8 protein-coding genes are annotated in these 14,650 nt (G+C 36.2%); 1 reads left to right on the top strand and 7 read right to left on the bottom strand.

Annotated elements, in window-relative coordinates; genetic code table 11:
- Positions 1–175: 175 nt before the first annotated feature.
- The 5 genes from SOM12_RS13575 to SOM12_RS13555 form a co-directional block, all read right to left on the bottom strand.
- Positions 176–3,499 carry a glycoside hydrolase family 2 TIM barrel-domain containing protein gene (locus SOM12_RS13575; protein WP_320493804.1) on the bottom strand — a complete coding sequence of 1,108 codons (3,324 nt, stop codon included), beginning with the start codon at positions 3,497–3,499 and terminating at the stop codon, positions 176–178.
- A gap of 212 nt (positions 3,500–3,711) precedes the next feature.
- A complete protein-coding gene (locus tag SOM12_RS13570) occupies positions 3,712–4,836 on the bottom strand; it encodes a glycosylase (protein WP_320493803.1) in 1,125 nt (374 codons plus the stop codon).
- A gap of 121 nt (positions 4,837–4,957) precedes the next feature.
- The gene (locus SOM12_RS13565) at positions 4,958–6,634 is read right to left on the bottom strand and encodes a hypothetical protein (RefSeq protein WP_320493802.1); all 1,677 of its coding nucleotides are present in this window, start codon (positions 6,632–6,634) and stop codon (positions 4,958–4,960) included.
- Positions 6,635–6,894: 260 nt separating this feature from the next.
- Positions 6,895–9,081: an alpha-rhamnosidase gene (locus tag SOM12_RS13560; protein WP_320493801.1), complete on the bottom strand. Its 2,187-nt coding sequence runs from the start codon at positions 9,079–9,081 to the stop codon at positions 6,895–6,897.
- Between the two features lie 367 nt (positions 9,082–9,448).
- Positions 9,449–10,240, bottom strand: a complete 792-nt coding sequence (locus SOM12_RS13555; RefSeq protein WP_320493800.1) for a helix-turn-helix transcriptional regulator — start codon at positions 10,238–10,240, stop codon at positions 9,449–9,451.
- Between the two features lie 128 nt (positions 10,241–10,368).
- On the opposite strand from SOM12_RS13555, the gene SOM12_RS13550 reads away from it, so the two are divergent.
- Positions 10,369–11,583: an MFS transporter gene (locus SOM12_RS13550; RefSeq protein ID WP_320493799.1), complete on the top strand. Its 1,215-nt coding sequence runs from the start codon at positions 10,369–10,371 to the stop codon at positions 11,581–11,583.
- A 367-nt stretch (positions 11,584–11,950) separates the two neighbouring features.
- Here the strand turns inward: SOM12_RS13550 and SOM12_RS13545 are convergent, their stop codons facing one another.
- Positions 11,951–13,531, bottom strand: coding sequence for a sodium:solute symporter (locus SOM12_RS13545; RefSeq protein ID WP_320493798.1), 1,581 nt, complete (start codon positions 13,529–13,531; stop codon positions 11,951–11,953).
- Positions 13,528–14,592, bottom strand: a complete 1,065-nt coding sequence (locus SOM12_RS13540; RefSeq protein ID WP_320493797.1) for a Gfo/Idh/MocA family oxidoreductase — start codon at positions 14,590–14,592, stop codon at positions 13,528–13,530. Before SOM12_RS13540 ends, SOM12_RS13545 begins: the two co-directional genes overlap by 4 nt.
- Positions 14,593–14,650: the final 58 nt, after the last annotated feature.

Genomic DNA, 14,650 nt, shown 5'->3' with positions numbered 1-14,650 from the left:
ACAGGTTTTTATTCGTTTGTTTTGTCATTTCTCCTTTCGTCGAAATGACAAACTGTATCTTTAACTTCTAATTGATTTTACAAATCTGCAAAATCTACAAAATCTGCGGGAAAAATTTACTCTCGCAGATTTGGCTGATTTAGCAGATTCCTTTTTAATTCTAAATTCTCAATTACTAATATTTAAACTTCTTCAAACTATTTTCCAATTGATTTTTTGAACCGTTAAAAGGCATCAAATAAAAACTATACTCATAATTTCCAGACTTAATCTGATATTGTTCTAATGGCTGTGCAACAATCGTCCAACTATCATTTCCTCCCACTCCCATTTGGATTAAATCGATGTTTACCGTCAAAAATCCTGGATCTTTCAAATCATATGTATGTCCTGATGCACTTAGATTTTCCTGTGTGTACGGCCATGCGCTAATACTTAGAACTTTGGTATCGTTTACTACTAAAAATCCGTTGTTTTTCTGCGGAGTGCTTAGCGCCATCCATCTGACATCGCATCTGTTTCCGTTTTCCTGTGGTTTTGGATAATGTTCGATAAAATCATTTATTGGAAGTGAATATTTACCAACAAATGAACCAAAACTTCTATCGCTGTAATTTTCCAATTCTCCTTTTCCGTACCATGAAATCTGATCGAATTTTCTTTGAACTCCCATCTGCATTCCGATTTTTGGAATGTTTGGTAATTTGTTTGATGCTTTTAAACTGTAATCTACTTTTATTAATCCGTTTGGTAAAATATTATAGATCACTTTTACGCTCGCACTATCTTTTATAACTTCGTAATCGCTTGTTATTTTAACTTCAGAAGCTGATTTATCAATTGAAATGTTAACCAATTTTGGTTTTGCTTTATACCATTGTTTCAATAACTTTTGCGATTTCCATCCACGTTTATCGTTATCTGTAAGCGGTCTTACGAAGTTTGGCAATAGCGGTGCAAAAACCTGCTCTTCTCCATTAAAAATATAAGAACTCAAAGCTCCGTTTGTTTTTCCAATTGTAATATCAAAAGTTTTTCCTTTGATTTTGAAATCTGAATCTGATTCAGAAACGTTTAGGGTTTCTTTTTTAGATTCTGGAGAAACGGCTTCTTTCTTTTTCAATACAAACTGATCTTCCGCGACAGCGTAACCTTTTGAAGCCCATAATTCATCCTTTGAAAGCTGGAATTCTATATTTAAAATATATTCGGCATCAGCTTTCATTTTTGGAAGATAAGAACTGATATCTAAGGTTGTTGATTGTCCTGCTGCTACTTTTAATGGTTTTAAAATCTGAGTTTTGATTACGTTTCCGTTTTCCAACACTTTTAAAACCGGAATATAACCTTCTAATGATTTAACCGACTGACGATTTTTAATTTCTAATTGACTTCCGTTTAAAGTCGAAATAGCTGGCTGATATACCCATTTGTTTTCAAAAATAGATCCTTTTGGTTTTCCATTAGAATCTACAATTCCTTTTGTATTGAAATTTCCATCATGGTATTTTTCGCCAAAATCTCCTCCGTGAGCAAAATAATTTTGTCCTGATCTGGAATCATATTTCACAATTCCCTGATCTTTAAATTCCCAAATACACCCGCCAATAACTCTTGGAAGCGAACGGAATTCATCCCATAATTCTTTTAAATTTCCAACTGAATTCCCCATTGCATGAGAATATTCAACAAAAATAATCGGGCGAGTATCTTTCTTTTGATCGACTAAAAATTTCGGTGTGAAAACGCCCGGATAAAAACGGCTGACCATATCAACATACGAATCATCTTGCGGATTTTCGAAACGGTATGCGTGATCAATTGTTTTGGGATATCTTGGATCAAGCGGATCGATGTAACCGTCTAATTTTGCATTTCCCTGTGCTGGTTCATAATGCACAGGACGCGTAATGTCGAAATCGTGAACCCAACCCGACATTGCAGCATGATTTGGTCCTTTTCCGCCTTCGTTACCCAAACTCCACATTACGACCGATGGATGGTTTTTGTCTCTTTCAACCATTCGAATCATTCGTTCCATATAAGCATTTGTCCAAAGCGGATCGTTGCTTAGTTTCCCTCCGATTCCGTGTGTTTCCTGATTGGCTTCATCCATTACCATGATACCGTATTGATCGCATAATTCGTAGAAATAAGGATCATTTGGATAATGACTTGTACGTATAAAGTTGAAATTAAACTTTTTAATCGTGGTAATATCTTGTTTGATATCTTCTCTCGTAACCGCTTTTCCTCTTGTTGGATGATGATCATGACGATTTACGCCATAAACGTAAGTTTCTTTTCCGTTGATGAGCATTTTTCCGTTTTCTTTTGAGAATTCAATCGAACGGAAACCAACTTTACAGCTTTTGGCTTCTGTAACATTGCCGTTTTTATCTTTTATAGAAATGACCATCGTGTATAAATTCGGCTCCTCTGAACTCCATTTTTTTGGATTTTTGATGGTTTCTTGGAAGAATCCGAAACGAACATTATCCAAACGAGGGTAACTTTCATTAATCAAATCAATCACAGGTCTTTGAAGCGGTTCTTTAAACATTGCCGTATTATTGGCATCGTACAATTGAACATTCATTGTATAATCTTTTATTTTTTCACCTGTAAGATTTTCTACTTTTGGACGCAGTTTAAAAATCGCATCTGTGTATTGTTTGTCTAATTTGGTCTGAACAAAGAAATCCTGAATACGCAGTTTCGGCTCGGCCATAATGAAAACTTCACGCTGGATTCCGCTCATACGCCAGTGATCCTGATCTTCTAAATAAGAACCATCTGTCCAACGAATTACACGAACAGAAACTACATTTTCTCCTGCTTTTAAATAAGGCGAAATATCAAATTCTGATGGTAAAAAACTATCTTCTCCGTAGCCTAAAAACTCTCCGTTTAACCAAACTTCAAAACCTGAACTTACGGCTCCGAAATGCAAAGTCACGGTCATATCTTTCCAGTTTTCTGGAACGGTAAAACTGCGTTGGTACGAACCGACTCCGTTATAATCTTTAGGTATATAAGGCGGATTTATGGGTCTAAACGGATAAACGGCACTTTTGTAAATTGGATTATCGTATCCTTTCATTTCCCAGTTCGAAGGTACTTCAATTTTATCCCAACCTGAAACGGTATTTTTATAGAAATCTTTTGAAGCTTCTTTCAAATTTACAGCATATTTAAAATCCCAATCGCCGTTTAGCATTTGGATTCGGCTTTTGGTTCTGTCTCCTTTTAAAGCGTCTTCTACACTTGCGTATGAATAAGAAGTTGCTCTTGATGGTTGTCTGTTGATACTTGTTATCGTTGGATCTTCCCAAGGAGCAAATTCGTATTTTTTATGCAATTCTGGGATTCCCGCTGGTTCTCCTGTTACGGATTGGGCGTTTATTGCGTAAGGTGTGAATAGTAAAATTACAGTCAAAAAATCGAAAGCCGAAAGTCGAAAGTTGAAAAATTGCTGAATATGATTGGTTTTAAACATTATTTTATTTTTAGTTCTTTTGTCATTTCGAGGAACGAGAAATCTTCGCACGATATTCTACAAAGATTGGCAGCCATCCTGTGCGTAGCTACTTGTGGAGATTTCTCCTTCGTCGAAATGACAAAACTGTGTCTTTATTTATTTTTGCGTAATTAAACCTGTCAGGTTTAAAACGTACTGTATCTTAATTCTTTGTACTTTGTACTTTGTACTTAATTCTTCTTCTTTTTCTCCGGCGGTGCCACAAAATTCAATTTACTTTTTCCTAAATCTTTAGACGTTGCAATGGCAATTCCTCTTTGTTCTGCTTTATTAACGGCACAGTAAAAATGATAGACAACGCCATCATGTTTTACCACAAATGATTTATGAGCAAACATATCATCGTAAGATTCAGATGATTTAACTAAATCGTCGCCTTTCCAGTCCGTCCAGTTTACTAAATCGTTCGAAACGGCAAAACGGTTAAATGCACCTTGATTCCATCCCGTCCAAAAAGCTCCAAAATAGAACATTACCCAAGTATCATTAATACGTTGAATATAGGCATCGCCCGAGATTCCTTTATGGTGATTGATTAATGGTTTTTCGCCATAACGTTTCCATGTTTTCATGTCGTTTGATACTGCCATAGCAATGCGCTCAGCACCTTTAGCAGGATTTATACTGTCGCCACGGGCATTGTAATACATGATAAAATTGTGTCCCGTCACTTTATCTTTATCACGAATCACACTGTTTTTGTACATCGTACTATTGTCCCACCATTTGGTATCTTTGTCTTTTGGAGTCAAAACTGGATTTTCTAATCTTTGAAACTCATGTGGTTTTGTCGGCGCTTCTTTGGTATATGCCATCCCGATTGATAAAACGCCCGCTTCATAACCTTTACTGTCTCCTCCAAAATAACTCATCCAGTATTTGTCATCGTATTTCTCCCATTCGTAGCTTCCGCCCCAAGTTGGATCTTGTAACGAAATATATCCTGCTTTTTGGTTGACATCCCAGTGTTTTTCGTTTTCTGAAAATGACATTACTTTTCCTAGATATTTCCAGTCCAGAAGATTGTCGCTTTCTGCCAACCAAGTTTCGTAACCTCGTCCGTCGTAAATTAAATAGGTCATATACCATTTTCCGTCTTTTCTAAATACACTCGGACAATCCATTTTGTATGAGTTGTCAGTAGGAACCATCACCAAACCGTATTTATAAGGCGTTTTGATTTCTTCGTAAATCTCCTGCATTACGCTGTCGGTAATTTCTCTTTTTTTGTATTTAGTTGCACAGCTTGTTAGGACAAGTACTGAAATGGCAATTAGTAGATATTTAATTTTCATTTTTTGGTTATATTTTGGTACGCTGATAACACGGATTTCATTTTGTTTCTCTCGCAGATTTTGCAGATTTAGCTGATTTTTTTTATCTGCTTGATCTGCCAAATCTGCGGGAAACTTTAATTTATTTTTTCAATTCTTTTAATTTAGAATCCATTACGTCTTTATTCAGTTTTACTTTTACCATTCCTGTTGGATGAAATCTTCTTTTCAAATCGATTGCATTATAGACTATTGTGTAAACGTCGTTTCCTTCTGGGATTAAACACAAAGGCGTTCTCATAATATCCCACCATTTATCAACTTTAGTTTCTATTGGTAAATAATGTGCTTCTGCCCAATTAACACCATCTGCTGATAATGAATACGCAATCATATTCGGTAAATGATGCCCCCAGCCATCTGGACCTCCGTCGAAAATAGCGATATACATTCCGTTTGGTAATTGACTCACGATTGGATTTTCTACAAACTGCGGATGCATAGTTTTAATTGGTTCCAAACCTTTGTTCATTCTTAACCAAGGCCCTTCTAAACTTTTAGATTCGGCTAAAGCTACAAACCAGCCTTTTCCTGATTTCTTTGGATAATCAGCCCATGAATTGAAAGGATACGCACCGCTGTAAAAGCCGAAGTATTTATCTCCAACTTGGTATGGAAAAAATGAAGCAACACCCTGACGTCCTTCCCAAGGCTGAGAATCTAGTCCTGGTTCCATAATAATTCCCATATCTTTATACGGTCCGCCAATTCCGTTGATTCCTTCTACAGTTGATTCACAACGCCAGATTCTTCCAAATGAATGATTTGGTTCAATTTCTTTACTAACAGTATATGCCAAATAATAGCCATACCATTTGTTTGCTTTTTCATTAAAAATTGGCATATAAGACCAAATAGCTGCACGACGATCATTCATCGGATTATCATCTTCTGTAATGGCATAAGTTCCGCTTGCTTGATAAATGGTTGATTCTCTTTTCCAGTGAATGGCATCTTTACTTGTCCAATGTCCAATTTTAGTTTTTACACGATCATAATAATAATCAACACCTTTTTCTCCTGCTCTTTCTGTTGGAAACATATGATACGTATCGCCGACTTTCACCACACGTCCGCCTTCAAAACCTCCCTGAATTCCTTCTGTTCCCGACATTCCTTCATCAATAACCGGTTTATTTTCTCCGCCGATAATTTCGAAAAGCGGTTTTTCATCTGAAAATCCTTCAACAATAAAAGTTGGATTCCAAAGTTTTCCGTCTGGAAAATTGGCGTTTCTTTGTTCTAGTTTTTCAGAAGCTTTTACAACTCCTAAAAAGGCAAATAATCCTTTTCCAAAATTTAATGTTTGTGTTCCTTTGGAGAAAGAAACCGCATAAACATTTACTGGAGGTAAACCTGTTATAGTAACCCCACTTTCTAAAATTAATTTGGCATTTTGAAGTTTATCAGCTTGAAGATATTCTGAATTTTTATCTTGAAAAACACCAACTAAAACAGTTACTGGTTCTTTAAATTTTAATTGTAATGGAGCGTTAGTTCCGTTTTTATATTTTTCTAAAGGAAGTTCAATCCCAGTCAAACCTTGCAATTCTGGAGCTAAACGAACGATATTGTGTTTGCTTCCTGAAAATACATGAGCGTATTGAGTAGTTTTGAAAGTTTTGTAATTAGATTTTACAATTTCAAATGATGCTGGTTTCCATGCAGAGGTTTGTGCTGTGGCTTGAATGCAGATTACAAGCAGCATTAGGAAAGCGGTTTTTAATTTGAAGTTGTGTATTTTATTTTTTGAAAACATTGGTTTTATTTTTTTGTTTTTTTGTCATTCCGACGAAGGAGGAATCACACTAGGAATTCCGCAACAATAGTCGACAATCTTTGCGGAGCTACTTGTGGAGATTTCTCGTCCCTCGAAATGACAAAACTGGTGTGACAATCTTTGTGGCTACAAGTGTGATTTGCTTCGCCTATTCGCTATCGCTCGGGTCTCCTTTCGGTCGGAATGACAAACTGGGTTAAGAACTAATTACTAGGCACTTATAACTAATAACTCATAACTTACAAAGCCTTATAAATTACTTTATACTCCACATTCGGTTTTACAATCAATTGATATTTATTTTTTGCTAATTCTGTAATTGTTCCAGAGTTTGTTTTAGGTTTGCTGGCACTTTCAAAAATCAATTTTCCTTCTCCTTCGCCTGCTTTTACTTTGATTTCTTTGGTACTGCAATACACGGCAACTTCTCCGTTTAGTGTTGGCACTTTTCCTTCCATCCATTTTAAACCGCCTAAGTTTGGTTTGATTTCGTATTGAGAATAACCTGGAGCAGTTGGTTTTACACCCAAATAATATTTTCCTAATAAATAAATCGGACTTGCGCCCCAAGCATGGCAAAGACTTTTCCCGTAAGGACGACCGTACATTGTTAAATGTTCCGTTCCCTTTTTGTTTGGATTGTATTCTTCCCAGAAAGAGGTTGCGCCTTCATTCAGCATTCCGCCCCAATAATCTTTCATTTCTTTTAAAACATAATCCTGTTCGCCCATCGCACACAACGCTTCCAACTCGTAAAAACGCATGTATGGTGTTGTGATTTGGAGAACTTCTTTATTGAGCAACACTTTGTTTTTTACGCTTTGTTTTTGTTCTTCATTAAAATAATTGAAGAAAATACCGAACATATTAGCATATCTGGTTACAATATTTTGCATTTTACCGTCGATACGCTGGTGTTTCATGACGTTTTCTTTTTTATCCCAAAACACATCAAATAATTTGGTTTTTAAATCATTCCCTAGTTTTTGATATTGTTTTTGGTCTTCACTTTTACCAGCGATTTCAGCGCTTACTGCCATGGCTTCCAAACTTCTTGCCAAAAGCATCTGTTCAAAACTAACCTCTCCTGTTTTTGGTAATCCGTCTGCCCAATCGATAAAAACCCAATCGCCTTCTAATGGTTCGAGGAATCCGTTTTTGTTTCTTCTTTCTAAACAGAAATCCATCAGTGATTTCATTCTTGGATAAAAAGTTTTGATGAATTTCGTATCGCCTGTGTGCAAATAGTAATCGTAAACACCTACAAACCAATACAACGAGTAATCCATTATGATATTGACGTGAGCGGTTACGGGATCTTTTCCACGAAGAGCTAACAGCGTTCGTTCTACAGAAGCCGAATCAAAGAATAAATAATAATTCATTAAATAACTTTGATAAGCGTCACCAGACCAAACCCAACGGTCGCGTTTGATTCCGTCAATAAAAAATTCACGAGATGTTAAATGCATCGTATATGCCGACACGTCCCAAATTTTATTCAATTGTTCGTCCGAAGATTTAAATGCACCACGATAATCTAATGGCAAATATTCATAAAGCATCGAAATAGAATCATATTTTACACCTGCATCTGCTTGAACCTGAACATAGCGGAATGCTTTCGATCCATCATGTGTGTAAGTTTCAGATTGTTTTCCATCAAAAGATAAATGATCTAAGGTTTCGCATTTAGCAGAATCCAACGCTTCTTCACGAGATTCACCGTAATAAAGTGCTAGTTTGCCTTTCCCTTTTAAACCGTGAATTTTAATATATCCAAAAGTTTCTTTGCCAAAATCTACTAACTGACCCACTCCAATTTTCTCTGTTTTCTTTGCACTTAAAGGTTTGGTTGTTAATTTAAATCCCGAAGGTTTATTTTCTGGCGAATTAAAATTCCAAGAACCAACAGGAACCCATGGCGTACCAGATTGTTGTGCTTTTCCAGTTTCATCGATCCAAAGTTTATCTTCGTTGGTTACTTTCCACGAAGCATCAGATTTAACGTATTGACCTGAAATATAAATAGCAGGCAATACTTCCTGATTGTAAACTTTAAAGGAAATTTTATGTTTTCCAGCAGGAACTATGATTGATTTTGGCTGTCCGTAAATTTGAACACCATCTAAAAGTAATTGAAAAGGTCCTTCTGAGAAGATTTTCACTTCGTCTGGTTGTGGAATATCTACTTCTGTTTGAAAAGTGACCAAAGCATAAGGACTATAATATTGCCAAAGTGGCGGAAATACTGCTTCGCGTTCTGTGCGTCTTACCTGCATTTTATTGCTTAACCAAACTTCAAAATCACCTGGATACCAGATCCATGTCGCTTCTTTTGGCTTTTCCTGCGCTGATGATAAAGAACAAGAAAAAAGGGCAACAAAAAGAAGTAAAGTCTTAAAAATGAAAAAGCGGTTTAGCATAGTTAGTGTATTTTGGGACTAAAGATAAGTGTTATCTTTACATTTCACAACCTGCACTATCCTGCTATTTCATAAAAAACAGTACTTTTTGATAATTTTTTAAGGGAAAAATTACGGCTTATCACTTTTTTAGTACTAAAAAAAATGATGTTAGAATTTTATGGGACGATGATGAGACGGATTCGCTATCGCAAAGACGGGGATGAAAAACGGATTTTAATTATTTACCCTTTTTTGTCATTTCGACGGAGGAGAAATCTTCGCAAGTAACTCCGTAACTAAAGTCCAATCTTTGTAGAGCTTCTCACGAAGATTTCTCCTCCGTCGAAATGACAATGATTGTGGTTATTTTTGTATAAATTATAATCTAAGCAATCATTCTCTCAGATTCATTTTCATCTTCTAAAATATAATTAGAAGGCGTTTTGCCCAAATGCTTCTTAAACATATAAATAAAAGCACTTGTAGTTTCATAACCTAAATTGAAGGCTATTTCTTTGATGGATTGTTTTTCGCCCAAACGTTTTATGGCTTCTAATAATTTTAAACGGGTACGCCAGTCGCTGAAATTCATCCCTAATTCTTTGATGAATAAACGGGATAAAGTTCTCGTACTCATAAAAGAAATTTCGGCGTAATATTCAATCGTGTTTTTACTGGCAATATCATCCATTAAAAGCTCTACAACTTTTTGAAGTCTTTCGTGATTGGTTGTTGGCAAGAAAGTCGCACTTGGTTCGATTAAAGCCAATTCATCCAAGAAAACAGAAATGATTCTTTTTTGTGGTGGAGTCAGATTTCCTTCGATTCCAAAAGAAATGATTTTAAAAACCAACTGCTTTAAAAACATCGGAATATCAAACGAAAAACTATTTGTTGGCAATCCTTCCATTGCAGACGGATCGATAAAAACGCTGTAGTAATTCACGTCTTTTTGAAAAGTAACCTGATGTTCTACTCCTCCTGGAAGCCACAAACCCTGCAACGGATTCACAACCCAAATATGATTGCCCACTACAACGTTCATCACGCCACGTGTTGCATAGATCAACTGACCTCTTGGATGCGAATGCGAAATACACATTTCGTTGGTCACCATTTCGGTATAACCAATAACAGGAATCGATGGATCAAGTCTGTATCCATGTTCCTGCGCCATCCGATATGTCCGAATCTGGTTATTCATTGTCCAAATATAGCAATTCTGACATTACTATTCTTTTAATCTTTGCAAAAAATAATACAGCTGTTGTTTTTAAACTTAATTTAAAAATCAAAAAATACCACATGGACACTATTAAAGCAAATCCTGACATAGTTAAAAAAACCACTTATTCGATCTTATTCATCATCAGTTTTTCCCATTTAATTAATGATCTTTTACAGGCTGTTGTTCCTTCAATTTATCCGCTTTTAAAAGAAAATTTCAGTTTAAGTTTTACTCAAATTGGTATTATTACTTTGACTTACCAAATGGTTGCCTCTATTTTACAGCCGTTTGTGGGAATGTATACCGATAAAAACTCAAAACCATATTCACTGATTGTGGGAATGTGTTTCACAATGATTGGACTTTTCTTTGTTTCTATCGCTTCGAGTTTTATCAATTTATTATTATCCGTAAGTTTAATCGGAATTGGATCTTCAATTTTCCATCCTGAATCTTCACGTGTGGCGCATTTGGCTTCGGGCGGAAAAAGAGGTTTGGCGCAGTCTATTTTTCAATTGGGTGGAAATGCAGGAAGTGCTATCGGACCTTTATTAGCTGCTTTTATCGTTATTCCGCACGGACAATCTTATATCGCTTGGTTTTGTATTATCGCGTTAGTTGGTGTTTTTGCTTTGTATAAAATTGCGATTTGGTATACTGCACATTTATCGGAAAGAAATGCCAATAAAGCTTCTCACCAAATCGAAACGCATCATTTGTCTAAAAACCGAGTAATTGCTTCACTGATTATTTTATTGGTTCTGATTTTTTCTAAGTATTTCTATATGAGCAGTATTACTAGTTATTATACTTTCTTCCTTATAGATAAATTCCACATTACGATTCAGCAGTCACAAGTATATTTATTCTTGTTCTCAGGTGCTGTTGCTGCAGGAACTTTGATTGGCGGACCAATTGGAGATCGATACGGAAGAAAATATGTAATCTGGGTTTCTATTCTTGGAGTTGCTCCGTTTACTTTGATGTTACCTTACGTTTCTTTATTCTGGGTTGGAACTTTATCTGTAATCATCGGATTGATTCTTTCTTCTGCATTCTCAGCAATTCTAGTTTATGCTACTGAATTATTGCCTGGAAAAGTTGGACTTGTTGCGGGTCTTTTCTTCGGATTTGCTTTCGGAATGGGCGGTTTAGGTTCTGCTATTTTAGGAAAAATTGCCGATGCTACAAGTATTGAATATGTATTTAAGATTTGTGCGTTTCTGCCTTTGATTGGGATTATTACTGGATTCTTGCCTAATTTGGAGAAGAAAAAGAAGATTGAGAATTAATATTTAATCTCGCAAAGTCGCTAAGACGCAAAGTTTTTATTTTTAATTTAAGATTTTAATTTCGTCCCGATAAATCGGGATGAAAAATAATAGAAAGCCCAAAAGGCTTTAGCCAAAATATCTACAATTTTGGCTAAAGCCTTTTCTATTCTTATTACATACACCTCCAGTTAAAACTGGAGGCAATTCATAAAAAACTTTGCGTCTTAGCGCCTTTGCGAGAAAAATTTTATCTGTGTATTTATAATCTTATTGAAAACATAGCCCGTGGTTTCAACCACGGGAAACGTATTTTGGCAAACGTAATGTTATACATTGCGTTCCCGTGGTTAAAACCAAGGGCTATATTTGAAATTCTTTGAATTTATTAATTTCCATTAAAAACCAAATACAAAATCAAAATCACTAACCCCAACAAACCAAACAAAAGCTTTACTTTTTTACTAGTTTTAGGAATATCCGTTTCATCTGAAACATTCACTTCAGGATTTTTATCGCTTAAAGAAATAATAACAGCTGCAATTAAAAGCACAGCAAAAATGTAAAACGAAATCAATAAAAAGTGAGGCCAAGCTGGATATTTATCGGCAGGGAAAATCCATAGATATAAAACTCCAACAAATAAACTAAAGGCAGAACCCCAAGAAAGTGTTGCATTTACAGCTTTTTTAGTAGTGCGTTTCCAGAAAACACTCAAAAGGAAAACAACAGATAGTGAAGGCGCCAAGAAACCTAAAACAGCTTGAAAAATGTTGAATAGATTCTGCCCTTTTATATTGTCAATTGCAACGGCAATCAGAATTGCAAATACACATCCGGCAGCAATTGTTAATCGGCCAATTTTAATCTGATCCTGAATCGTCGCCGTCGGGTTGATTTTCTTTACATAAATATCATTCGTAAAAACAGTGCTCAAAGCATTTAAAGAAGAACCAATTGTTCCCACCAAAACGGCAATCATCACACAGATTACCAAGCCGTTCATTCCGCTTGGGAAAAGATTCGTAACCATGGTCATATAAGCTAAATCAGAATTGCTTCCTAATTCTGGATATAACGCATAACACAAAATTCCGGGAAGAATAAACAACGGCAATGCCATTACTTTTAACCATCCAATAAAGTTTACGCCCAATTGTCCCTGCTCCAAATTTTTAGCTCCTAAAACACTCTGGACCATCGATTGATCTGTACAGAAAAAAGCAACAGCTGCTACAGGATATCCCAATAAAATAGCCGGCCACGGATAGTGGGCATCATCTGAAGGACGGACTAAATTCCAAAAGTTAGAAGGGGTTTTCGCTATTAAAACATCAATTCCACCCAGTTTTTGCAAACCTAAAAACGAAAGCGTCAGCGAAACTACAATTAGCAGAATCATCTGAAAAACATTGACTTTAGCAATCGCTTTTAATCCTCCCGCAAACGTAAATATCCCTGAGAAAATGACCAAAACCGTAACACTCTGCCACATTGGGATTCCCAAAATCTGACGTACTAAAACGCCTCCGCTGAATAATCCTAAAGACAACCAGCTTACTAATATTTTTACCAAAGCGTACCAAGCTAAAATATTCTGTGTGCTGTCGCCATAGCGTTTTCCCATATATTCGGGCATTGTACTTACTTTACTCGCAATATATCTTGGCGCAAAAACCATTGCCAAAAGCAGTAAAAATACAAAAGCATACCATTCGAAATTTCCCGCTACAATTCCCGTAGCGTAACCAATACTCGCAAAAGCCAATAACGACGAAGGCCCAACATTGGTTCCCCACATATTAAACCCGATGCTGTACCAGTTTAATGAATTTCCCGCCAGAAAAAGCGTTTCGTTTTTCTTTCTCTGTTTCATACTTACCACATATCCAATGACCAATAAAGCCACTAAATAACCCGCAACAATTACAAAATCGAGCGTGGTTAATTTATCGTAGATACTGTTCATAGTCCGTATTCGTTAAAAATATCGGCAATTTTAACCGGCATTCCAGTTTGCAAAGATTTGTCCATTGCTTGTAACAAAGCCACAGTTCCGATACCTTCTTCCATGTTTGGATAAGCTTCAAAACCTTGCTCAATACTATCTGCAAAATATTCTAAATAATTCTGATATTCTCCGCCGTGATGACTTTGCCCTTCAAAACGGAAATAATATTTTATCGTGCTATCACCCCAAGTAATTACTTTTTCTTCACCAGTTTTATCTGTAACGGCATAACGCAATTCATGGTAATCGGCCTGACTTGCTCCTTCTGTTGCTCTTAAAATTGTACTCATTCCGCTGTCACGTTGCGCTGGCTGAGTTGGCGAAGTATAAACACCGCTAACACGTGCAATTCTTCCATCAGTTGCTTTAAAGATAAAATGCATCGTATCTTCATTTTTTAATCCCGCTGATTGTCCGTTACTGCTGATCATTCCGTAACCCATTACTTCCTGAATATTTGGCAAATACCATCTAATAAAATCTACAGGATGACTCAAACCTCCGTACAACCATTTAAACGATTGCAAAAGCGACCATTCTTTCTTCAAAAACCATCTGTGATCGGCATGATATTGTGCTTCAATCGTAATTAAATCTCCAATTAAACCTGCTTCAAAATCAGCTCTTTGTCTTTTGGCTGGTTCGAAGAAACGGGAACTTTGACCAATAAAAACTTTCTTTCCTGTCGATTTGCTTAATTCTAAAAGCTCTTTTGCATCCGAAAGATCATCAATAAAGGGTTTAGTACAAACTACATGTTTTCCGTGTAACAAAGCTTGTTTCACATGTTGTGCATGCAGATGATCTGGCGTATAAATGGCGATAATATCAATTGATGCATCGTTTAATAAATCGTCGTAATTGGTTGTGTACGAATGAAAATCGAATTCTTTTGCTCGCTGTTTACACAATTCTTCGTTTCGGTCGCATATCTTAACGAGTTCTAGTTTCGAACTTTCTATAGCAGCCGACATTGTGCTTCGTCCTTCTCCAAGTCCCAGAATGGCTATTTTTAACATGAGGTGTGGTTATTTTAGATTGTTGATTTTAGATTTTTTTTCTTGCCACAGATTAAAA

Source organism: Flavobacterium sp. CFBP9031 (assembly GCF_034044945.1).
Taxonomy (GTDB): Bacteria; Bacteroidota; Bacteroidia; order Flavobacteriales; family Flavobacteriaceae; genus Flavobacterium.
This window is presented reverse-complemented; position numbering and strand designations above follow the sequence as displayed.

Bases quoted from the DNA above. Each gene is read 5' to 3' on its own strand.
- SOM12_RS13575 (WP_320493804.1), bottom strand. From the start codon at position 3,499: ATGTTTAAAACCAATCATATTCAGCAATTTTTCAACTTTCGACTTTCG.
- SOM12_RS13570 (WP_320493803.1), bottom strand. From the start codon at position 4,836: ATGAAAATTAAATATCTACTAATTGCCATTTCAGTACTTGTCCTAACA.
- SOM12_RS13565 (WP_320493802.1), bottom strand. From the start codon at position 6,634: ATGTTTTCAAAAAATAAAATACACAACTTCAAATTAAAAACCGCTTTC.
- SOM12_RS13560 (WP_320493801.1), bottom strand. From the start codon at position 9,081: ATGCTAAACCGCTTTTTCATTTTTAAGACTTTACTTCTTTTTGTTGCC.
- SOM12_RS13555 (WP_320493800.1), bottom strand. From the start codon at position 10,240: ATGGCGCAGGAACATGGATACAGACTTGATCCATCGATTCCTGTTATT.
- SOM12_RS13550 (WP_320493799.1), top strand. From the start codon at position 10,369: ATGGACACTATTAAAGCAAATCCTGACATAGTTAAAAAAACCACTTAT.
- SOM12_RS13545 (WP_320493798.1), bottom strand. From the start codon at position 13,531: ATGAACAGTATCTACGATAAATTAACCACGCTCGATTTTGTAATTGTT.
- SOM12_RS13540 (WP_320493797.1), bottom strand. From the start codon at position 14,592: ATGTTAAAAATAGCCATTCTGGGACTTGGAGAAGGACGAAGCACAATG.